This window comes from Streptomyces yokosukanensis (genome assembly GCF_001514035.1).
Classification (GTDB): domain Bacteria; phylum Actinomycetota; class Actinomycetes; order Streptomycetales; family Streptomycetaceae; genus Streptomyces; species Streptomyces yokosukanensis.
This window is the reverse complement of sequence record NZ_KQ948224.1, coordinates 106,777-127,686: the sequence shown is the minus strand read 5'-3', so window position 1 is coordinate 127,686 and position 20,910 is coordinate 106,777. Positions and strand designations below refer to the sequence as shown.

21 protein-coding genes are annotated in these 20,910 nt (G+C 71.1%); 7 read left to right on the top strand and 14 right to left on the bottom strand.

Annotation, left to right across the window (positions count from 1 at the left end):
- Window positions 1-5 precede the first annotated feature (5 nt).
- The 11 genes from AQI95_RS35685 to AQI95_RS35635 all read right to left on the bottom strand — a co-directional run bounded on the left by AQI95_RS35685 (window position 6) and on the right by AQI95_RS35635 (window position 11,466).
- Window positions 6-1,883: an alpha-D-ribose 1-methylphosphonate 5-phosphate C-P-lyase PhnJ gene (locus AQI95_RS35685; RefSeq protein ID WP_067133945.1), complete on the bottom strand. Its 1,878-nt coding sequence runs from the start codon at window positions 1,881-1,883 to the stop codon at window positions 6-8.
- Window positions 1,880-3,010, bottom strand: coding sequence for a carbon-phosphorus lyase complex subunit PhnI (locus AQI95_RS35680; RefSeq protein ID WP_067133942.1), 1,131 nt, complete (start codon window positions 3,008-3,010; stop codon window positions 1,880-1,882). The genes AQI95_RS35685 and AQI95_RS35680 overlap by 4 nt, the downstream gene beginning before the upstream one ends.
- Window positions 3,010-3,717 (bottom strand): phosphonate C-P lyase system protein PhnH, encoded by a 708-nt coding sequence (gene phnH / locus AQI95_RS35675; RefSeq protein ID WP_067133939.1) that lies wholly within the window; start codon window positions 3,715-3,717, stop codon window positions 3,010-3,012. The genes AQI95_RS35680 and phnH overlap by 1 nt, the downstream gene beginning before the upstream one ends.
- Window positions 3,714-4,148 carry a phosphonate C-P lyase system protein PhnG gene (locus AQI95_RS35670; RefSeq protein ID WP_067133936.1) on the bottom strand — a complete coding sequence of 145 codons (435 nt, stop codon included), beginning with the start codon at window positions 4,146-4,148 and terminating at the stop codon, window positions 3,714-3,716. The genes phnH and AQI95_RS35670 overlap by 4 nt, the downstream gene beginning before the upstream one ends.
- A gap of 16 nt (window positions 4,149-4,164) precedes the next feature.
- Window positions 4,165-4,950 carry a GntR family transcriptional regulator gene (locus AQI95_RS35665; protein ID WP_067133933.1) on the bottom strand — a complete coding sequence of 262 codons (786 nt, stop codon included), beginning with the start codon at window positions 4,948-4,950 and terminating at the stop codon, window positions 4,165-4,167.
- Between the two features lie 184 nt (window positions 4,951-5,134).
- Window positions 5,135-6,901, bottom strand: coding sequence for a phosphonate ABC transporter, permease protein PhnE (phnE, locus tag AQI95_RS49940; protein ID WP_279617041.1), 1,767 nt, complete (start codon window positions 6,899-6,901; stop codon window positions 5,135-5,137).
- 4 nt (window positions 6,902-6,905) lie between these two features.
- Window positions 6,906-7,709, bottom strand: a complete 804-nt coding sequence (gene phnC, locus AQI95_RS35655) for a phosphonate ABC transporter ATP-binding protein (protein WP_067133930.1) — start codon at window positions 7,707-7,709, stop codon at window positions 6,906-6,908.
- A 116-nt stretch (window positions 7,710-7,825) separates the two neighbouring features.
- Window positions 7,826-8,785 (bottom strand): phosphate/phosphite/phosphonate ABC transporter substrate-binding protein, encoded by a 960-nt coding sequence (locus AQI95_RS35650; protein ID WP_067133927.1) that lies wholly within the window; start codon window positions 8,783-8,785, stop codon window positions 7,826-7,828.
- A gap of 186 nt (window positions 8,786-8,971) precedes the next feature.
- Window positions 8,972-9,289, bottom strand: a complete 318-nt coding sequence (locus tag AQI95_RS35645; protein ID WP_067133924.1) for a hypothetical protein — start codon at window positions 9,287-9,289, stop codon at window positions 8,972-8,974.
- A 188-nt stretch (window positions 9,290-9,477) separates the two neighbouring features.
- A complete protein-coding gene (locus tag AQI95_RS35640; protein ID WP_208614345.1) occupies window positions 9,478-10,218 on the bottom strand; it encodes a carbonic anhydrase in 741 nt (246 codons plus the stop codon).
- A gap of 159 nt (window positions 10,219-10,377) precedes the next feature.
- A complete protein-coding gene (locus AQI95_RS35635; RefSeq protein WP_067133921.1) occupies window positions 10,378-11,466 on the bottom strand; it encodes an alcohol dehydrogenase catalytic domain-containing protein in 1,089 nt (362 codons plus the stop codon).
- Between the two features lie 92 nt (window positions 11,467-11,558).
- Here AQI95_RS35635 and AQI95_RS35630 point away from each other — a divergent pair, with 92 nt between their 5' ends.
- The gene (locus tag AQI95_RS35630) at window positions 11,559-12,452 is read left to right on the top strand and encodes a LysR family transcriptional regulator (protein WP_067133918.1); all 894 of its coding nucleotides are present in this window, start codon (window positions 11,559-11,561) and stop codon (window positions 12,450-12,452) included.
- Window positions 12,453-12,551: 99 nt separating this feature from the next.
- On the opposite strand, the gene AQI95_RS35625 is transcribed toward AQI95_RS35630, so the two are convergent.
- Window positions 12,552-13,247, bottom strand: coding sequence for an alpha/beta fold hydrolase (locus AQI95_RS35625; RefSeq protein WP_067133915.1), 696 nt, complete (start codon window positions 13,245-13,247; stop codon window positions 12,552-12,554).
- Between the two features lie 170 nt (window positions 13,248-13,417).
- Here AQI95_RS35625 and AQI95_RS35620 point away from each other — a divergent pair, with 170 nt between their 5' ends.
- Complete coding sequence (locus AQI95_RS35620; protein WP_067133912.1) at window positions 13,418-14,278, top strand: alpha/beta hydrolase; 861 nt, start codon at window positions 13,418-13,420, stop codon at window positions 14,276-14,278.
- Window positions 14,279-14,294: 16 nt separating this feature from the next.
- Here AQI95_RS35620 and AQI95_RS35615 read toward each other — a convergent pair whose 3' ends face one another.
- Window positions 14,295-15,122 (bottom strand): class I SAM-dependent methyltransferase, encoded by an 828-nt coding sequence (locus tag AQI95_RS35615; RefSeq protein WP_208614344.1) that lies wholly within the window; start codon window positions 15,120-15,122, stop codon window positions 14,295-14,297.
- A 428-nt stretch (window positions 15,123-15,550) separates the two neighbouring features.
- Here AQI95_RS35615 and AQI95_RS35610 point away from each other — a divergent pair, with 428 nt between their 5' ends.
- Window positions 15,551-16,363: a hypothetical protein gene (locus tag AQI95_RS35610; protein WP_159056639.1), complete on the top strand. Its 813-nt coding sequence runs from the start codon at window positions 15,551-15,553 to the stop codon at window positions 16,361-16,363.
- Between the two features lie 247 nt (window positions 16,364-16,610).
- Window positions 16,611-17,366 (top strand): ASCH domain-containing protein, encoded by a 756-nt coding sequence (locus AQI95_RS35605; protein WP_067133903.1) that lies wholly within the window; start codon window positions 16,611-16,613, stop codon window positions 17,364-17,366.
- Between the two features lie 74 nt (window positions 17,367-17,440).
- On the opposite strand, the gene AQI95_RS35600 is transcribed toward AQI95_RS35605, so the two are convergent.
- Window positions 17,441-18,517: a helix-turn-helix transcriptional regulator gene (locus AQI95_RS35600; protein ID WP_079071737.1), complete on the bottom strand. Its 1,077-nt coding sequence runs from the start codon at window positions 18,515-18,517 to the stop codon at window positions 17,441-17,443.
- 9 nt (window positions 18,518-18,526) lie between these two features.
- Between AQI95_RS35600 and AQI95_RS48460 the strand changes: the two genes are divergently transcribed.
- From AQI95_RS48460 to AQI95_RS35585, 3 genes are read left to right on the top strand one after another with little or no spacing between them, the layout of a single operon-like run.
- Entirely contained in the window at window positions 18,527-19,723 is a 1,197-nt protein-coding gene (locus tag AQI95_RS48460) for an FAD-dependent oxidoreductase (protein WP_208614343.1), read from the top strand.
- Complete coding sequence (locus tag AQI95_RS35590; protein WP_067133901.1) at window positions 19,720-20,178, top strand: cyclic nucleotide-binding domain-containing protein; 459 nt, start codon at window positions 19,720-19,722, stop codon at window positions 20,176-20,178. Before AQI95_RS48460 ends, AQI95_RS35590 begins: the two co-directional genes overlap by 4 nt.
- A complete protein-coding gene (locus AQI95_RS35585) occupies window positions 20,175-20,858 on the top strand; it encodes a CBS domain-containing protein (protein ID WP_067133899.1) in 684 nt (227 codons plus the stop codon). Before AQI95_RS35590 ends, AQI95_RS35585 begins: the two co-directional genes overlap by 4 nt.
- The last annotated feature ends 52 nt before the right edge of the window (window positions 20,859-20,910 follow it).

Genomic DNA, 20,910 nt, shown 5'->3' with positions numbered 1-20,910 from the left:
CGGGCTCACCTCCGTGCCGCGGCGACGAGCCGCTGGGTGTAGGGGTGGTGGGGATCGTGGAAGAGCTGGTCGGTCAGGCCCCGTTCGACGACCCGGCCCGTCTGCATGACGAGCGTGCGGTCGGTGAGGGCCTCGATCACGGAGAAGTCGTGGCTGACGACCACGGCGGCGACGTCCCGCTCGGCGAGCAGGCTGCGCAGCAGGTCGAGCACGCCGGCGGCGACGGAGGCGTCGAGACCGGTGGTGGGTTCGTCGAGCAGCAGCACGGGCGGCTCGGTGGCCAGTGCCTTGGCGATCTGCACGCGTTGCCGCATGCCGCCGGAGAAGGTGTGCACCGGGTCGTCCATGCGGGACAGCGGGACCTCGACCCGGTCCAGCAGTTCGCCCGCGCGGCGCCGGATGGCGTGGTAGCCGCGCCAGCCCGCCGCCGTGAGCCGCTCGGCGATGTTGCCGCCGGCGGAGACGCGCAGGTCCAGTCCGGCGGCCGGGTCCTGGTAGACCACGGCCATCGAGTCGATGCGCAGCCGTCGCCGTACGGCCGGGGGCAGCGCGAGCACCTCGGACGCGCCGCCGTCCACCGAGGCGAGGTGGACCCGGCCGGCCGTGGCCGGTTCGTCGCCGATGACGCAGCGCAGCACGGTGGACTTGCCGGAGCCCGACTCGCCGATGAGGCCCAGGGCCTCGCCCGGCGCGACGTCGAAGGAGACGTCCCAGGCGGCCACCACGGCGCCGGTGGACGGGCTGATGGCGGTGCCGTGCTCGGGGCCCGTGCCGGGTACGGCGGCCGCGCCGCCCGCGCCGTGCACCTTGCCGATGCCGTCGACGCGCAGGGCCCACTCGGGACCGCCGGCCGCCGGCCTGCGCACGGGCTCGGGAGCATCGTCGGCAGCGGCGGCACGCAGCGCGGGCGCGCCGCGGCGCCCCGCGCGGGCCGTGGGATCGGGCAGCAGCGCCAGCGGGGCGCGTTCCCGGTGGGCGGCGGTGTCGGCGTCCCCCGCCTGGACCCGGGCGCACCACTCGGTGTCGCTGCAGGCGAAGGCGCCTTCGGTACCGGCGTTGACGAGGTAGACGTCGTCGCTGCCGCAGAACTTGCAGCGCCCGCCCGGCTCGTGCTCGACCTCGAAGGGCACGTCGTCGAAGGTGAGGGGCCGGACCTCGGTGTGCGGGGGCACCGCGTAGATGCGCTTCTCACGGCCGGCGCCGAAGAGATTGAGGTGCTCGGCCTGGTGGAGCCGGGGCACGTCCCAGCGCGGGATGGGGCTCGTCGCCATCACATAGCGGCCGCCGACCAGCACCGGGTAGCCGGTGCTCGCCGTGATCATGCCGTTGCGGACGATGTCCTCGTAGAGGCTGACCCACATCGCGGAGTAGTCGCCCTCGGCGTGCATCCGCGCGCACTCGGCCACCGACTTCTGCACACCGCGCAGCGGTTCGGGCACCGGCACCTGGTAGACGAGCACGTGCCGGTCGTCCAGGGCCTCCTCGGGGACGCGGTGCCGGGTCTGTACGACCGTGGCCTCGCGGGTGTCGGCGGACTCGCCGCATCCGGTGGTCTGCGCGATCATGCGGCGCAGGTTGGTGGCGTTGACCCCGGCGTCGTCGCCCTGGTCGATCACCTTCACCGTGTCGTCGGTGCCGATCACGCCCAGGGTGACCTGCAGTCCGCCCGAGCCCCAGCCGCGCGCCACCGGCATCTCCCTGGAGCCGAAGGGGACTTGGTAGCCGGGCACGCACACCGCGGCGAGGCAGGCCCTGCGGATCTCGCGCTTGGCGTCCTCGTCGAGGAGCCCGGCGGCCGGGCCGCCCGCGTCCGCCGCGGCGACGAGCGCGCCGACGCGGGACGCCTGCGGAGACTGCGGGGTGTCGTACGTCGTGGTGTTCATCGGCAGTCCTTTCCGGCGGGCTCGGCGACACGTGCCGGCGGGTCCTCGCCCGCCTCGGCGGCCGCCCGCATCGCCTGCTTGCGCTCGACCATCGAGCGGAAGGTGACGTAGTGAGGGAGCTTCAGGTGCTCCAGGAAGCCGCCCGAGTCGAGGCCGTCGATGGTGAGCAGCAGCAGCTGTTCCAGGGGCCCGCTGCGCCCGAAGCGTCGGTTGGCGATGTCCAGGTTGGCCATGGCGATGGCCTTGCGTTCGTTGTGGCCGAAGCACAGGCCGTAGCCCACGTCGAAGCGCGTGCGGTCCTCGTCCGCGCCGTCCAGGTCCTCGACGGCCTCGGCCTCGGTGACCCGGAACTCGCCGACGGCCACGGGGTTTCCGGTGTGCGGGTGGCGTACGCGCAGCGGCAGGCGGCCGTGCCGCAGCTCGCCCAGGGTGATCTCGTGCACGTCGCCGTCAGGACCGAGGACCGAGCGGTACCACAGGGCCACCAGCGCCCCGGACTCGGCGCGGGCCATGGCGGCCAGGACGGCGGAGCGCTCGGCGGGCGGCCGGGCGGGCTTGCGGGTGATGTCGTACGGCTCCGGGTCGTCCGCCGTCCGCCCCTCGACGGCCAGGTCGTTCTTGCGCAGCAGGTCCAGGAACCGGCCCGGCCTGCGTTGCGCCTCGGTGCGCTCCGCGGGGCCGGCGGCTGCCCCGGGTGCGGCGGTCTCGGGCGGCGGCTGCGGCGGGCCCTCGGGCCGCTCCAGCAGCCGGCCGGTGTAGTCCGAGGTGCGGCCCAGCAATTGCGGGCCGTCGGGCTCGCGGAACGCCGGCACGATGCGGCGCAGTACGGTCATCTCGTCCGGGTCGACGGGCTCGCTCACCGCAAGCCTCGGGAGGGTGGAGCGCTGGGCGCGCAGCAGGTGCGAGGCCTCCAGGGTGTCGCCCTCGGCCTGCCGGAAGGCGGCGGCCGCGGTCGGCTCGTCGTAGAGGCCGGCCTCGCCCATCACCCGGTCGACGGCGAGCCGGAAACGGGCGGTGATTTGCTCGGTGGACGCCCATGGCGCGGGCGCGTGGTCACGCTTGCGGCGGACCAGATCCTCGGCGGCGAGGATCGCCTCCAGTCCTCCGCGTGCTCCCGAGTACCCCATCAGTTCTCCTCCTCGGACGCGACGGGGATCGCTCCCCCGGCATCGGCTTCGGCTTCGGCTTCGGCTTCGGCTTCGGCCACGACGGTGAGGGCGGTACTGCGCGGCAGGCCCATGACACGGCCGTCGGGTGTGATCAGCAGCAGATCGACCCCCGCGGGAAAGCCGCCGACGGCTTCGGCGCGTGCCTCGACGAAACCGTCCGGCACACCCCGCGGGGCGACGTCCCGTTCACCCGGCACGCCGGGCCCGGACAGCCGCCAGGCGTGCGGCCCGCCCTCCAGCGCGGCCACCGGCAGGCACAGCAGCGCGCCGTCCTCCGGCGCGTCGGCCGCGCCCCGGGCGAGCCGCAGGATCTCCTGCGGTGCGACAGGTCGTACGGCGGCGGCGAGCCGGGCCTTCTCCAACGGCGCGGCGGGGGCGTTGGCGGCCACGCCCACCACGTCCGACCAGCGCCGTGAACCGTCCTCCTCCAGGACGCAGACCCCGGTGCCGAGGTCGGCCAGTGCGAGGACCGGCAGCAGTGCCGACGGCACGACGCCGCCGGTGCCCGCGGGGAACCGGCTCACGGTGCCCGGTCGCGCCAGCGCGTCGAGCACGGCGCGGAAGACTCCGTGCGCCTGGGCGGGGTCCAGCTTGGCCGCCGTCACCCGCGTCGCGGTACCGGAGGCGTCCCCGGCGGGTGCCGGTGCCATCTCGACAGCGGTCACGTCAACTCCTCGAACTCGACGACGGTCGGGGCGAGTTCCGCCCACTCCCGGCTCTCCCGCAGCTCCCGGCGGCTCGCGACCCGCTCGCACAGCAGGTCGACGTCGGCGGCCAGCGGGCGGCCGGACTGCGCCTCGGCGTCCAGCACGGCGGCGGCCAGCACCGCCGCGCGGTCGTCACCGAGGCGCATGGCCCAGCCACGGTGGCCGGCGAACTCCACCTCGGCCCGGCAGGCCAGGACGTCACCGAGGAGAAACCGCTGCGCCAGGACCGGTTCGCGCACCTGAGCGGTCACACAGCCGACCTCGGGCCCCACCAGGAGCCGTACCTGAGCGCCGTCGGCGAGGCATGCGTCGGCCAGTTCCATCAGTTCGGCCCTCTGGGCCTCGGCCAGCAGGGCGCAGCGACGCTCCCTGCTCAACTCGTTTGTCACCACTACTCCCTATTTCTTACGGTATGTCTGCTTGGCTCAGCCCTTTTGCGATGCCGCCGGCCGGCCCGCTCACGCCCTCGTCACCGAGGGCCCGTTCGTCCAGTTCGACCACGACACGCAGGGCGTCGGCTCGGGTCCAGGTACGGCTGCACATCAGGACGTTGCCGGCCGCCTCGTCGCGGCTGACGCTCTCCACCAGCCACGCGGGCAGGCTGCTCTCCATGCGCAGGGCGCGCAGGACCTCCGCCGGCGGGACGTCGATGCTGACCCGGCACCAGGCCCGGGTCGGCCGCACCCGCACCATCTGGCGCAGCACCAGGTCGACGGAGTCGACGGCGTGCAGGGCCAGGTCCAGGTCGGGCACCTCCGCCACCGGGATCCACTCGTGGCTCCAGGAGGCGAGCAGGTCGTCGATGTAGAACTCGCGCACCACCTCGTGCACGGGCGAGCCGGCGGGCCGCTCGAACCGGTCCGCGAGATCGGCGGGCAGCGGGATCGTGCGCACCGACTTGACCAGGGCGCGCGGTGTGGCACCCGCCGCCGAGATCGTGGCGGACCACGACGGCGGGGCACTGCGCGAGATGACGTAGTCGATGCGCCGGTTGACGAACGTGCCCGCCCCCTGGGTCCGGCGGACGACGAACCTGCGCTCCAGTTCCTGCACCGCCGCCCGTGCGGCGGCCCGGCCCACGCCGAACCGTCGGGCGATCTCGGCCTCGCTGGCGACCCGTGTGCCACGGGGGCACTCGGCCAGCTCGGCGGACAGCTGCTCCGCGATCTCGAGATACCTGGTCGCACTCACACGACGAACTCTGCTCGGCCAACTCGTCCGGACAACCTGCTGCCGACCAACGAGCACGGCCGAGAACATGAACAGCCGTGACAGTTGTTTCACGATTCGAACCGGCCCTCGGCCTTGGAATCCATGGTGGAGAGCCCCGTACGCAACGACGTGCATGAAGGCGTGCGGGGGGGGCGGAGCGCCGTCAGCGGACGACGCGACGCAGCCACACCGCGAGCAGCTCCACGGCGAGCACGGTGGCGAACACCAGGACCAGCACAGTGGTGACGACCCCGAAGTCCAGCACCCGCGAGGCGTTGAGCAGATCGAACCCGATGCCGCCCGCCCCGACGATGCCCAGCAGTGTGGCGGAGCGGATGTTGACGTCGAGCTGGTAGAGGACATGCCCGACGAGCGCGGGCGCGGCCTGCGGCAGGGTCGCCGAGCAGAACACCTGCCAGCGCCCCGCACCGGTCGCCCGCAGCGCCGCCTCGACCCCCGGGTCGACCTCCTCCAGGGAGTCGGCGACGAGCTTGCCCAGCAGCCCGACCGCGCCGATGCCGAGCGCCAGCGCGCCGGCCACCGGGCCGAGGCCGGTGATCACCACGAAGACGATGGCGAGGACCAGCTCGGGGATGCCGCGGACCAGCACCACCACGACCCGGAAGACCGCGGCCGTCGCGGGCGAGGGCGCGACGTTGCGGGCGGCCAGCGCGCCGACGGGCAGGGCCAGCACGAGTCCGATCAGGGTCGCGGCGAAGGCGATCTCGACCGTGTCGAAGAGGTCGGACAGCAGGTCCGGCAGGATGCCGCCGGTCTTCGGCGGCCAGAACAGCCCGAGCGTACGGCCGATGTTGCCGAGCGCCCCGAAGAACTGCCCCGGTGCGAGACCGGCGCCCCACACGGAGGCGGCCAGCGCCAGCAGGGTCATGGCCGCGTAGGCGGTACGGCGCACGCGGCGGGCGTTCCACGGCGGGCTGACACGGGTGGCGGCGGCACGGGCAGCGGCGGCCGGAGCGGCGGCGATCGGCGCAGGGACCGTACGGACAAGGCCGGTCCTGCCCCCTGCCGTACGGGCTCCCCCGCCGCGGACACCCCTCGCCCGCCCGCCCGCTGCGGCGTTTCGCAGCAGGGCCCGCCGTATCGTCCCGGAGAGCAGTTCCACCAGCACGCACAGCAGCAGCACGATCAGCGCGAGTGCCATGCCGCGCCGGTAGTTCAGGGCGTTGAGGGCGCCGGCGATCTCGTAGCCGAGGCCGTTCACGCCGACGAAGCCCAGCAGCACCGAGATCCGCAGGTTGATGTCCAGCCGGTGGAGGGCGTTGGCCACCAGGGAGGGCAGCACCTGCGGCAGCACACCGGAGACCAGCTGCTGGAGGCGGCCCGCGCCGGTGGCGCGGACGGCGGTGCGCGGCCCCTCGTCGATCTGCTCGATCGCGTCGGCGTACATCTTGCCGACCATGCCGACCGAGTGAAGGCCCATGGCCAGCACGCCGGTCAGGGCGCCGAGACCGAAGACGCGGAAGAAGACGATCGCGAGCACCACGTCCGGTACGGCCCTCGCCAGCACGATGACGGCGCGCGCGGCGAACCGGGCGCTCGGGTGCGGGGTGGTGTTGCCGGCGGCCAGTACCGCCACCGGAACGCTGAGCAGCACCGACAGCAGCGTCGCGCACACCACGACGGCCATGGTCTGTCCGCACAGCCGCAGTACCTCGGCGACGGGCGGGAAGTCGAGCGGGACCATCCGCCGCGTGAAGTCCACCGCGTTCGAGGCACTGTCGACGAGGGTGGCGGCGTTGATGCGCAGGTCGGCGAAGGCCCAGCAGGCGAACCCGGCCAGCGCGGTCATGACGAGCACCGCGGCGACGCCGCCCGCTCGGGGCCTGGGCAGGGTCCGGGGAGCGGTGGCGGGGTCCGCCGGCGGGGGCGGGGAAGGCGGCGTGGGAGCCACCGCGGTCGCAACGGTCACGGGTTCACCCGGCCTTGGCCGTGAGGACCGCCGGGGTCGCGACTCCCAGCCGCGCGTAGACGGACATCACGTCGTCCCGTGTCAGAGCGGACACCGGGCTGTCCATCAGCACCCGTCCGGCGCGCAGGCCGATGATCCGGTGCCCCCAGGACAACGCCAGGTCGACCTGGTGCAGGCTGCACAACACGGTGAGCCCCTCTTCCTCGCCGATCTCCTTGATGAGCCGCATGATCTGCGCCGAGGACTCGGGGTCGAGGGAGGCCACGGGCTCGTCGGCGAGCAGGATCTGCGGCCGCTGCATCAGTGCGCGCGCCACGGCGACCCGCTGCTGCTGACCGCCGGAGAGGGTGTCCGCCCGCTGGAACGCCTGGCTCAGCAGGCCCACCCGGTCGAGGTGACGCAGCGCCTCGTGCCGCACCGTCCGCGGATAGCTCAGCAGCCCGAGGCGCGGGCCGCGCAGGCGGCCGAGCGCACCGGTGCACACGTTCTCCAGCACCGTGAGGCTGCCGACGAGGTGGAACTGCTGGAAGACGAAGCCGATACGGTGGCGCAGCCGGCGCAGTCCGGCCCCGCGGGCACGGCCCACATCGGTGCCGAGGACGGTGACCGTTCCGCTGGTGGCTCGCTGCAGCCCGTCGACATGGCGCAGCAGGGTCGACTTGCCGGAGCCGGAGAGCCCCAGCAGCACGACCATTTCCCCGGCCCGAACGCTCAGTGAGACATCGTCGAGGGCGAGCACCTCGGAATCGAATTGCTTGCTGACGCCGTCGAACCGCACAACGGTGTCGGGTGGATGCTCCGTGGCCATGGGTCGCTCCGCTTCTTCCGGTGAACTCAACTGCCGTCGGGACAACCGGAATTGCGGGACGGTGAACTCCGCAATCCCGGTTGTCCGAGAAATTCCGCGTCATCCGGCCACGCTGGTCAGGACTTCACGCACTGCTTGTCCTTGGTGACCGCGCAGACCTTGCGGACACCGTCGTAGTCGGCGTCGTCCACCTTTGCGAAACCCCAGTCGCCGGCGTCGTCGACCTCGCACTTCCCGCTGCCGGAGCAGAACCCGTGGGCCTTCAGATAGTCGGTATTGGCCTTGCTCTGGAAGGCGTCGGCGATCTTCTGCTTCAGGGCGGTGTCGAGGTCGTCACTGATCGCGACCGGGGAGCCGGGGATGATCTCGGACTTCCACACCGTGGTGATCTCGCCCTTCTTGAGCTGCCCCTTCTCGATCAGCTGCTTGTCGACCATGGTGTCGTAGGCGAATCCGGCGTCGCACTGGCCGCTCTTCACTGCGAGCACGGAGGCGTCGTGGCCGCCGGCCATCACCGAGGTGATGCCCTTGTCCACGTCCACCCCGGCATCCATCAGTCCTGCGTGCGGGTAGAGGTAGCCGGAGGTGGAGTTCGGGTCGACGAAGCAGACCTTCTTGCCCTTGAAGCCCTTGAGGTCCTTGATCGGCGAGCCCGTCCTGACGATGCCGTAGGAACGGTATCCGGGGGCCGCGCCCTTCGTCTCGACACCGGCTGCGACCGGGGTCGCCTGCACACCGGAGCTCTTCGCCTGGACATAGGAGAACGGCCCGTACGCGGCAATCTGGATCTTGCCCGAACGCTGTCCCTCGATGACGGCTGCGTAGTTCGTCGCCTTCTGGAAGACGATCTTCTTGCCGGTCTCCTTCTCCAGCAATTTGATCACGGCCCCGTAGGAGGCCTGAAGGTCCGTGGAGTTCTCGGCGGGAACGGCGGCCATGACGAGGCTACCTGCTCCCTTTCCGTCCGACGACGTGGCAGACTTCGAGGCGGCACTCGAACCGCAGCCTGCCAGAACAAGAACAGAGGCGGCACCAAGGGCGAATACGCCGAGATTGCGCCGGTTCACAGGAAACATCGTTTTCGCTTCTCCTCAAACGGCCCACGCGGGGCGCCGCCGATACGGCTTTTGAACGGCACCAAGGCTGAATCCAAGCCATGCCGGTGCAGAGAAGCGATGGTTACGTCCCGTCGAACGGGGCGGGTCTCTTACGGCTACCCGACCGGACGACTCGAGCCGTACGGTCCCGCGGCGCAACGCCACCTAATGCTGTACGGGCGGGCAGTAGCCGGTCCGCTCGCCGATGGTGTTGATCTCAGCGTTGGACCTCGCGTCACCCGCGTAGTCGATCTGGTTGGTGCAACTCACGCCAGGTTTCTTGGGGGTGCCCGACGGCTTGGCGTGCGGGGAGCCGTGGCTGGTCCTGGCGGTGGCGGTGGCGGGCCGCGCGGTGCCCGTGGAGGCGGACGAACTGGACGAGGGTGAGGGTGAGGCGCTGTCGCCGCCCTTGCCGCAGGCCGTGAGCGACAGGCCGACAGCCACAGCGGCAAGGGTGAGTGCCGAGATCCGCCGAACGCGCATGTTCTCTCCTCCGGCCGGGTTCCGCTCCTGGTGTGCGGACTCCTGACGGTTCAGACTGAACCACCGTCAGTCCCGTTGCGGGGCAAGGGGCGTCAGGACAGACCTGTGACATGGATGGCGTGTACACACTCACCGTGTCGCCGCACCCGACCGACAGCAGGACGGCATCGGCGACCTGCGCGGACCCCTCACGAGGGCTTGCCGGACAGCACCTCCACCTTGCCTGTGTCGAGTGAGTAGTACGCGCCGACCACCGCCAGGGAGCCCTTGCGTACCAGAGGGGCGAGGTCCGCGTTGGCGCGGAGTTCGGTGGCGGTCAGCTTGACCTGGGCTCGGGTCATCGTCTCGACGGGGTCGGCGCCGCCTTCCTTCACCGCCTGCTCGTACGCCGGCCGCAGAGCCTTGACAATCGCCTGCAGGTTGCCGGGCAGCGGTTTGCTGTCGTGCAGGGACTGGTACGCCGCCTTGATGGCGCCGCAGCGTTGATGCCCGAGGACGACGATGAGCGGGGTGGCACTCGTCATGGGGCCGTACTCGACGGAACCGGTGACCACCGGACCGACCGCCTGCCCGCCCGTGCGCATCACATAGAGGTCACCCAGTCCGGTGTCGAAGAGAAGTTCCGGCGGTACCCGGGAATCGATGCACGAGAGAACCGACCCGAAGGGCTCCTGCTCCTGAGCCACGAGCTGACGCCGGTCCGGGTCCCGGTCGGGGTGCTGAAGTCTTCCGCTCACCCAGCGTTCATTGCCGTCCATCAGTCTCGCGAACGCGGTGGCGGGCGTCGTCGGGCGCGGCGAGGGCGCAGGGCGGGTCGTCGACGTGGCGGTGGCGGCGCTCGTCGATGCGCATCCCGCGAGGGCGACCGTGGCGCCCGCCAGTGAGCCGACCAGCACAGCTCTACGGTCCGGACGCCTTGCTGTGTCCATGCCGTCAGGTCCCCTCTGCGTCGTACGAACCTGTGCCTGCCTGCAGATCAGGGCCATTCTTCCGTGAGGTGGGGCGGCACACGCGGCAGCCACAGGCAGGCGCGGACCGCGTTCCCTCCGATGGCGCACGGAAGCGGGCCCGGGCGGCAGCCGGTGCCCTCAACCGCCGGACGGAGTGAGGACGGTGCGGTGGAACGGCCCGCCATGCGCGGCGGCGTGCTCGACGGCGTCGTTGACGGCATCGAGGGGGAAGGTCCGCACTCGTTCGGCACCGAGATCGAGTGCACCCGACGCCAGGAGGCGGATCATGCCGGTGTTCGCCGAGCGGGGGTACATCCACTGCCCTCGCACGGTGACCGAGTTGCGCATGATCCACGGGTACGGGAGGGCGAGGTCCGCGCCGCCGAGCATGCCGACACCGCCCATGAGGACGACGCGGCCGTACTCCCGGACGGTCATGGCCGCCGTGCGCGCCGCCGAACTGGGCGCGGCGGGCGGGAGCAGGTCGATCACCATGTCGATGGGGCCCTCGGCGGCAGCGGACATCGCCGCGACGTCGGCAGCCTGGTCACCGGTCAGTTCGACCGGGCGCACGCGCGAGCCGAACCGGTCGGCGAGGAGGTCGAGGACGATGCGGTTGCGGCCCGGCGTGATCACCCGACCGGCTCCCATCGCGAGCGCCACGGCGACCGCGGCGCTGCCCAGATTTCCGGTGGCCCCGCTGACGAGCAGCGTCTCGCCGGCTTCGAGCCCGCCCGCCAGTAGTCCTCCGTAGGGGATGACGTACACGCCGAGCGCGGACCAGAGTGTCAGGTCTTGCTCCGCTTCTGCGGGCAGCGGGTGGACGTTCTCCGTGGGGGCCCGCATGAGTTCGGCGAACGACCCGTCGTGCAGGTGCCGGGCGAGCCTGGCGCCGCCCTCGCCGCGGGAGCTCCAGCCCTGCAGTGTGATGTCAGGGGTCAGGGTGTCGTCACGGGAGCGCACCGTCGGGTCGACCCACACCAGGTCGCCGATGCGCAGCCGGGTGGCGTCCGGGCCGACACCGACGACCCGGCCCACTCCGCCGGGGCCGGGGACGACGGGGGGTTCGAGCGGATAGTTCCGCCTGCCGCCGAAGACCTCATCGGCGTACGGGGGGACACAGGCCGCCAGGACCTCGACCACCGCCTCGCCGCCGCCCGCCAAGGGCTCGGGTACCTCCTGCACGGTGAGCGGGGCACCGAACTTGTTCAGGACTGCTGCTCGCATCTGCCTGCCTCCTCGATGGTTCGACTTGAGGCTAGGAGGGCGGAGGGCATGCGCCAAGCGACGATCTCGCATCTGTGGTATGCGTAGTGCGCATGGACTTCTCCAGTACCGCTCTACGGGTTCTGCGGCAGGTCGCCGAGTCGGGGAGCTTCACCGCGGCGGCCTCCCAGCTCGGCTACACCCAGTCGGCGGTCTCACGTCAGGCGGCGGCCCTGGAACGCAGCGCGGGCGCCGTCCTGTTCGAGCGCCGCTTCGACGGGGTGCACCTCACACCAGCCGGCCTGACCCTGCTGCGACATGCCCGCACCATCCTCGACTCCGTCGCGGAGGCCGAGCAGGAACTCACGGGCACCTCCTCACAGACGGAACAGGTACGGCTGGGGATGTTCCCCAGCGCCGGGGCGGTGATCCTGCCCCCTGTGCTCACACGGCTCGCGGCGGCCGGCCCGCACATCACGGTCACGACGCGCGAGGGCACCACACCCGCACTGATCCGGGCCCTGCGGGCGGGCTCGATCGACCTCGCCGTACTGACGTCCCGCCCGCCGCACCGGCCGTCGGACGGCGAGTCCCCCCGGCTGCACGTCGAAACGGTGGAGGACACCGAACTGCTCGTAGCGGCGCCGACCCTCGGCATGTTCGCCGGCCGCACGACGGTGCACGTCGACGAGCTGGTCGACGCCCCCTGGATCGCCACCCCGTCATCGAGCGCCGAACCCCTGCTCGGCGTCTGGCCCGGCCTGCCCGGACGGCCACGCATCGTCCACACCGCGAGCGACTGGCTGACGAAGCTGCACCTGGTAGCCGGCGGCTTCGGCGTGACGACCGTCCCGTCCCGCATGTCGGCGGTGCTGCCGCACGGCGTGAGCCTGCTGCGCGTGGACGGAGTACCCCCGGAGGTCCGCCGGATTCTCCTGGCGCGCCTTCCCGGCCGCCCTGCCCCCGGAATCTCGTCCGTCATCCGAGCGATCACCTCGGCCGCGTGATCCGATCCGTCGTCCGCGCCCGCAGACGCCCTACGAGTCAGGTCGGACGGGGCGCCACCGCGGGTGCCGCGCGCGGTGCCGGTGGGAGGGGAAAGTCGCTCAGGCCGTCGTGGCCAGTTCGACGAGGTGCCGGGCCGTGCCGGCGGGATCGATGATCTGATGGAGGTGTGCGCCGGGCAGATGCGCCACGCGCCATCCGCGTTCACGCGCCTCGGCGGCGAGGTCGTCGTAGGGAGGGCCGAACAGCAGGTAGGAACAGGGATGGTCGTCCCAAGCCTCGGGGACCGGGATGTGCTGCTCGTAGTAGGACAGCGGCAGGGTGGGCTGCTCCTCGACGACTGTCTGCCGCATCGCCGGATCGGAGAACATGGGTGCGACGTCTACCTCGTCCCACCAGTCGGTCCAGCGCGGCAGCCTGCCGTTCACAGCCATCGGGCGGAGGAACTCCAGCAACTCGGGTGCGGCGACAGGGGTCGGTCCGATGCGGGCCGGCAGTGCCGCATCCACGAAGATCGAGCTGGTCACCGGATGGTCGAGGCCCGTACGAATCGCCGGGAGAAACAAGCCTGCGTTGCTGTGTACCACCAACGTGACGGGGACGTCGGCCGGGACATGTCGCAGATCGGCGCGGACGGCGTCCACCACGCGGGGCCAGAAGGGCGGAGCACCGGCGCCTACGTGCAGCAGCGACGGCACCCGTACCTGGTGTCCCGCCGCCGTCAGATGTTCGGCCACAGGGTGCCAGGTCGAGGGGCCCACGGACGGACTGTGCACGAGAACGAAGATCGGTCGCATGTGGTGATCGTGCCGCCCATGTCGCGGGAGACGCGACCGTCTTGGCCGACAGCAGAAGAGCACATGGATCACGGGGCGCGGCGAACGCTTCTTCGAGTTCGGCCAAGGGCACCCGGTGACGACATAAACGTGTTCGAAATGCTGTGCGCCCCCCTCTAGAGTGAAGCCCGATGACGCTTCTGAATGTTCATGACTACGGGGGCGACGGCCCTCAACTGGTTCTCCTGCACGGTTACGGACGGTCGCTCACCGACTGGGACGCCTCGGCGGCCCAGCTCACCTCCGGGCACCGCGTCCTCGCCGTCGACCTTCCCGGACACGGCCGCTCTCCCGGCATCTCCCACTGGACGCTCCCCGACGTAGTACGGCACATCGCGGACACGCTCGACGCGCACGGTGTGCCGGAGGCCGTCGTGGTGGGTCATTCCCTCGGCGGAATGGTCGCGGTCGAGTACGCCCGCGCGAACCCCGAACGTGCCCGTGCGCGCGCCGCCGTGAATCTCGACGGCTTCTGGTGGGGGCGCGATCACCCCGGCGCTGAACGGGTGAGCAAGGGGCTGCTGGCGTCGGCCGGGACCATCGCGCCACCCGAGTACATCGAGGAGGAGATCACCACCTGCGCCCGGTTCGGGATTCCCGCCGACCGTGCGGAGGCCGCTGCCCGCGCGGCCGCACGCCCGTTGCCCGACGGCACGTGGCAGAGGCTGCCGGCACGGGCCGAGGCCCTGGAGATCCGTGACGAACTCGACAGGCTCGGCGCGCTCGGTGTCACCACCTGGCTGGAGAAGGTCGACCGCCCGTTGCTGGTGGTACAGGCCGGCCGACAGTTGCCGCCTGCGCCTGGCATGGAATGGTTCGCCGAGTTCAGCGCCCGGTTAGCGGCCAGGGTCTCCGACGAACTGGCCGCGCTCTCCCGCACCCGGCCGACGATCAGCGTCCACCGGATCGACGCCACCCACCCCATGAACATGGAGGCTCCGGAGGCGGTTGCGGCGCTGGTCGCCGGGTTCGTTCGAGGACTGCCCGACTGAGCTGCTGGGGCCCCGCCTACCGACGAGCGCGGGCCGTTCGTGCGACTCGAAGTTCTGTGAGGTAGCGCTTGGTGACCCGGCCGCCGTACCGCCTGTCGATGAGTCCGGCGATGCACTCCAGCAGTCCCTCCCTGGCTTTCGGCGACAGCGCCCGATGGCCGGAGTAGGTCCGCAGCACCGCCAGGTACTCCGCGGTGGTGTACGTCAGGTCCCATGCGTAACGCCGAAAGGCGACAGGGCCGAATCGGCCGCTTCGTGCGACCTCATGCGCGTGATCCGAGCTGTCGACGTCGTGCGCGGCTGGAAGCCGCAGCCCCGGAGGGGCGGACGGATCGAAACGCTCGTAGCAGTCCTGGACCTCGGCGAAGAAGCTTTCGGTGCCGCCCGCCACATGCTGCGTGGCCACCACCGCGAGTGCGCCACGGGGCCGCAGTGCGTCAGCGGCTTTCGCCATGCGCACCGCCGGGTCGATCCAGTGGAAGGCCGTCGCCGAGACGACCGCGTCGAACGGCTCCGCCGGGAGTGGCCAGGTCTCGAAATCCGCGGTCACGATCTCCACCGCCTCGAACCCTGCCAGGTTGCGCCGGGCAACGGCGGCCATGTTCGCGCCCAGTTCGACGGCGGTGATCCGGCAGCCGCGCTCGGCGAGCGGCAAGGTCGCCTTGCCCGTACCCGCCCCCACCTCAAGGACCCGAGGACCGGGGCCGATGCCGGCCGTCTCGATGAGGTCGTCGAACAGCTTTGGCGGATACCCGGGCCTGGCCCGGTCGTACAGCTCCGCGTCCTCGTCGAAGATCTGCCCCAGGTGGGCACGGTTCGCTTCGTCAGGCTTGTCGTCGCGCATGCTCCCGTATTGCATCACCTCGGTCCGCGTCTACCTCGACGACGTCGACAGGGCACGTGCGCGAACAGTGCGGCCCAGTTGCTCCGCATGCGCGCGGCCGGTGAAGCTCCGCCCCGGGTGGAGTGGCACAGTCACTGACTTCTCCCTGTGGTCGAAGGACATGGCACCAACGATGCCCGCCGTTCGTGCTCGGCGTGCCGCAGTCCAGCACCCTGATCGGGGCGGACGGTCTGGCCCCGGTCGGGGCAGCGGCGCACGCGGGAAGCCGTGACGGCTCATGACGCGGCTCGCGCCGACGGGCCTGACACGGCACGTCCCGTGATGATAGGAACGTCCATGCAGGGCAAGGGCGTTCGGACTGCCGAGGCGGGAGCGATCTGATGCACGCGCGGGGTACGACCGACCGGGGCAGGGCTACCACCGCCCCCGTGAAGCCGGCCAAACGGGCGGTGGCCGCGCCCACGGCACGGGCGGTCGCCGGTCACCATGGGCATCCGCACACCGCCGTCCAACTGGCGGCATTGCAGGGCTCGATAGGCAATGCCGCGGTGTCCGAGGCGGTACGGCGCGGCCTGACCGCCGTCCGGGACTCGACGGCCCTCGGCGGCTCACCGGCGCCGGCGGCCCCGGCCGTCCAGCTCGCCCCCGCGACGGACCAGACCGAGGACACGGACCAGCCCACCTTCACGTTCGACCCGAACATGGCCGCCAACCCGGTGCTGTACACGGACTTCGCCGAGCACTACTGGGTGGGCTCGGCGGGGAGCGAGCCCGAGGGCTACTACCAAATCGAGCAGCACTGCGCCTACCTGGCGGCGTACTGGCTGACGCACGGTCACAGCCCCAGTGGACTGCGGTTCCTGAACCTGCCGGACCAGGACCGGCTGGACGGATCCAACATGGTGCGCGAGTGGGCCTCGCAAGGCGGGCTTGCGGCGCAGACCCAGTACGCCGAGGCACGGCTCGGCGGCCATGTCGTGACCAAGGCTCAGCTGACCTCCGACGCCGCTTCGGGCGAGCTTCCCCCGGGCACTCTCATCTGGTTCGGCAGCGACACGCACGCCGAGGCAGCCGTGGCGACCGGCAAGAACCAGTTCCTCATGTACGACCCCAACACGGGCAAGGCAACCACACGCGACGGGAAGGGCTTCATCGCGTACATCGCGACGAAGAACGCCTTCGTGGTGAAGCTCGGGCAGGGCGCCGATCCAGAGACCTGCAAGTGCTGCGTCATCATGTGACGCACGCCCGGCGCGTACGCCGGGTGGGTGGCTGGGCACGGGGGATGCCCTCGTAGTCTCCCGCGGGCAGGCCTCGTCGGCTGTAGACCGCGACCACCACAGGCGTCCGGCCACGGGAGGCCCAAACCCTGTGGAGCCCACCTGCGTGGCGTGAAATGCTCTTGGGTGACTGCTGGCGGAAGAGAAAGTTGAAAAGGTGTACGTCCCTTCATCTGCACGACCTCTCGATGATGACGAGCGTGAGCTCGTGGAGCTGGCACGCCGCACCGTGGACGCGCACACCGACGCCGGGCCCGACGAAGACGGGATCCACACGGTGGGCGCCGCGGTCATGGCCGCCGACTACCGGATGTTCGCCGGCGTGAACCTCTACCACTACACCGGCGGGCCCTGCGCCGAACTCGTGGCTCTGGGAGCCGCGCGAGCCCAGGGTGCCCGCCAGATGCGCTGCGTCGTCGCCGTGGGAAACCACGGACGCGGGGTCATCGGCCCGTGCGGGCGCGATCGGCAGGTCTTTGTGGACTACTACCCCGCCATGCGCGTCATCGTGCCCACGCCCGCGGGGCTCAGGTCCGTCCTCGCCGCCGACCTGATGCCGTTGGCCCAGCGATGGACCCCGGAGGCGGGTACGCAAGGTCTCGACCCATCGCTCTACCAAGACCCCGAGACGGCCGGTCCCCCGATCATTCGGTTCAACGCCCGCTACCTCGACGTCGTCCGTTCCGGCGCCAAGACCAAGACCACCCGCCTCCGGGACCCTGCCCGGCTGGGGCCGGCCCGGCTGGTGTTCGAAAGCGACCCCGAAGTCGTCCTGTCGGCAGAGGTGACCGACATCAGGCACTGCCTGGTCAGCGACCTCACCGACCAGGACGCCCAAGCCGAGGGCCTGGCGACCGCAGCCGAACTCCAAGCAGTCCTCAAGGGCCACTACCCAGAGCTGGCGGGTACCGGCGAAGTCGACGTCATCACCTTCCAGCTCAACGACAAGACGGGCTCCGCTTGAGCCGCTGATGCGTCAATCCTTTCCGGTTCACCTCAAGGCGATCCGGTCGGCGATGAGGTGGTCCGCGAGTGCGGTCAGCTCGGCGGAGGCGCGTCCGAGTCGTGTCCTTGCGTGTGCGGTGAGGATGACCCGGCGATGCAGGGCGGGCTGTTGCTGTCGCCGGTCTCTGTCATGGTGGCCCATCGGTGCGCGAGGCGTCGGCCGGCCTGGACGAGTTCGCGTGGGCGAACGTCGGTGAGTTCGGCATCGAAGGTGGCCAGGATGCCGGCGATCCCAGCCCAGGACCAGGCACCGAGGGTGAGACGACAGTGGTCGGCATCGAGGTGTTCGACCACCGAGCCGCCTGGCGCCCAGCGGGCGACGACGCCGGCTGGCAGGTTGAGTCGGGCGCTGCCAGTGCATGTCCAGGCTGCGGGGGTGTCGCCGCGGTCGTGGCTGCGCATGACGAACTGGGCAAGATCCTCCCCGGGAAGCTCGCGCGCGGTGAAGCGGTGCGTTGTCGGGCGGAGGTGGAGCCGGTCGACGCGGCGCACCCGCCACTCGTGGTCTGCGAGGTCGTAGGCGACCAGGTACCACCGACCGGCCCAGACGACCAGGTGGTGCGGCTCGATGCGGTGGGCGGGCAGGAAGTCGTCGTCGCCGGGGTCCGGGCGTGAGCCGTCGATGCGCAGCGTTTCGGTGACGAGCACGTGGCGGTGGCGCACCGCGGCCCCCACGGCGGTGAGCACGGTCGAGTCGATGGGTGGTGCCGGGAACTCCCAGTAGTTCTGCAGCCTGGTCAGACGCAGGGATTCCATGGATGCCCGCAGCGGAGCGGGCATCACCTGTTCCAGGGCGGCCAGCGCCCTCGCCGCGTCGTCTCCCAGGCCGAATACCGTGCTGGGCGCAGTCTGCAGGGCCACCGCGACCGCGAGGGCCTGATCGTCGTCAAACAGCAGTGGCGGGAGGGTGTGTCCGGCACCGAGCCGGTAGCCGCCGTCGGGGCCGTGGAGGGTGGTGATCGGGTAGTCGAGCCGGCGCAAGGTCTCGATGTCGCGGCGGACGGTGCGCTCACTGACTCCGAGCCTGGTGGCCAGTTCATGCAGCGGCCACTGCCGGCGCGATCCGAGGAGGGACAACAACCGCAATGCCCGTCGCGAAGTGCTCGCCATCGCCCCATCATGGCCGGTCCTGGCCACTCGGTGTCCACTACTGGTGTCATCGTCGGTCCGCGAAGGCAACTGGCAGTGAAAGGGAACGATATGCGTGTCGTTGTGGTGGGTGGCGGAATCGGTGGGGTCGCGCTGGCGGCGGGGTTGCGTCGTCGGGGTTTCGAGGTGACGGCGTTCGACCGCGACACCGAGGTCGCGGCGACGGGCGGCTACCACATCACCCTGGACGAGCGGGCGCAGTCGGCGCTGCGGGAACTGGTGGCACCGGAGATCATGGAGCGTCTGCTGGCGTCGGCCTCGGCGCTGCGGCTGCGCGACCGCGATGCGTTCTGGGACCACCGAGGCCGGGTCCTCGGCCACGGTCCGGACCTCAGCAGTGATGCCGGCGTCGACATCGACCGCATCACCCTGCGCACGCTGCTGGCCGAGGCGGTCGGCGATGACCTGTTCCTGGGGCAGACCGTGTCCGGCGTCGGCCATGACGAAGACGGCAGACCGCAGGTCCGGTTCACCGATGCCGCACCCGTCACGGCTGATCTGGTGGTGGGCGCGGACGGCACCCACTCCCTCGTGGCCCGGCATCTGGCTGGAGGCCCGACCAACAGCCCGGCGGGCATCATCGGGTTCTCCGGCCGTACCTCCCGCGGAGACCTGAGCCCTCGTGAACAGCATCGGCTCGGACCACGATCGGGACTGGCCATAGGCCCCCGGGGTGCGGCGCTCTACGTCGGCTTCCTCGACCCGGTCGGCAACGCCGTGCTCGATGCACCCGAGCTGCGGATGTCCGTCACCACCGGACCCACCTACATCTGGGGCGGCATGTTCCCCGAATCCGCCGCCACCGACGCCCTGCGTGGTCTGCGTGACGGCGAGAATGCCGACGGTGCCCAGCTTCCAGACCTGACTGATGTCCGGTCTGCCCGGGTAGAGGGCGCGGCCGGTCAGCACGGATCCTCCTCGCACGGCGATGGTGACGGCGAAGGTGGCGAGCGTGGCGGTGGCTTGGTTTCCCAGCAACGCCGTACCGAAACGCCTCGTACAGGCTGCCCCGGCGAAGGAACGGTCTGGCGTCCCGCCGCCGTGCGCGGAGCCCCCGGTCGAGGCATGGGCCGAAGGGCCCCAGGTCAGGCCCTGATGGCCCGTGGTACCGGGCAGCGAGCGCGCCCAGGCTGGAGACACACCCCAGGAAGGGAGCCGGTGCGATGACCTCCGCCACCACCTTGACCTCGGCCCTTGAGCCCCAGCACCGCGAAAGGCTGATGCACCTCGCCCGCGAGGCCTCCTTCGAGGCCGGGACCCGCCTGTTCGAGGAGGGTCGGCGCGCCGATCGCTTCTGGATCGTGCGGACCGGCACCGTCTCCCTCGATCTGCACGTGCCCGGCCGCCGCCCCGCCGTGATCGAGACCCTCGGGCACGGCGAACTCGTCGGCTGGTCCTGGCACTTCCCGCCGCATCTCTGGCATCTCGGCGCCGAGGCGATGAGCCCGCTGCGGGCCTGGGAGTTCGACGCCGAGACGGTCCGGAAGATGTGCGCCGAGGACTCCGAGTTCGGCCGGGTGATCGCGGTCTGGGTCGGGCAAGTGGTCGCCCAGCGACTGCACGCTTCCCGGGTCCGCCTGCTCGATCTGTACGCCCCCTACGGCAGCGGAGTCCTGACATGACCGCCCGGTCCGGTGGGGAGGAGACCACGCGGAGCGGCCCGCACCGGGTCGGCGACGTGATGACACGTGCCGTCGTCGCCGTGGGCCGGAAGGCACCGTTCAAGGACTTGGTCGAACGGATGACGCAGTGGGAGGTCAGCGCGCTTCCCGTGCTGGAGGGCGACGGCCGGGTGATCGGGCTGGTGTCCGAGGCCGATCTGCTGCCCAAGGAGGAGTTCCGGGACAGCGATCCGGACCGGTTCACCCAGCTGCGCCGGCTGTCCGATCTCGCCAAGGCCGGCGCGGTGGCCGCCGATGAGCTGATGAGTACGCCGGCCGTCACAGTGCACTGCGACGCCACGCTCGCCGAGGCCGCCCGCGTCATGGCGTTGCGGCACGTCAAGCGGCTGCCCGTGGTGAACGCCGAGGGGGTGCTCGAAGGCATGGTCAGCAGAGGTGATCTGCTGAAGGTGTTCCTGCGCCCGGACAAGGACCTCGCCGACGAGATCCGCAGAGACGTCGTCGACGTACTGTTCCCTGCTCCGGTCGAGCCCGTGCACATCACGGTCGTCAAGGGGGTGGCGACGCTGACCGGACGGGTCCGGGACGCCGCACACATACCACTCGCCGTCCGGCTGGTGCGCGGCGTCGAGGGCGTGGTGGGCGTGGACTGCCGGCTCACCGCGGCCGACGGGGAGTGAACTCGCGGGCGGTCCGGTCCCCCGCCGCACCGCCCGTGTCGGCCCTACCCCT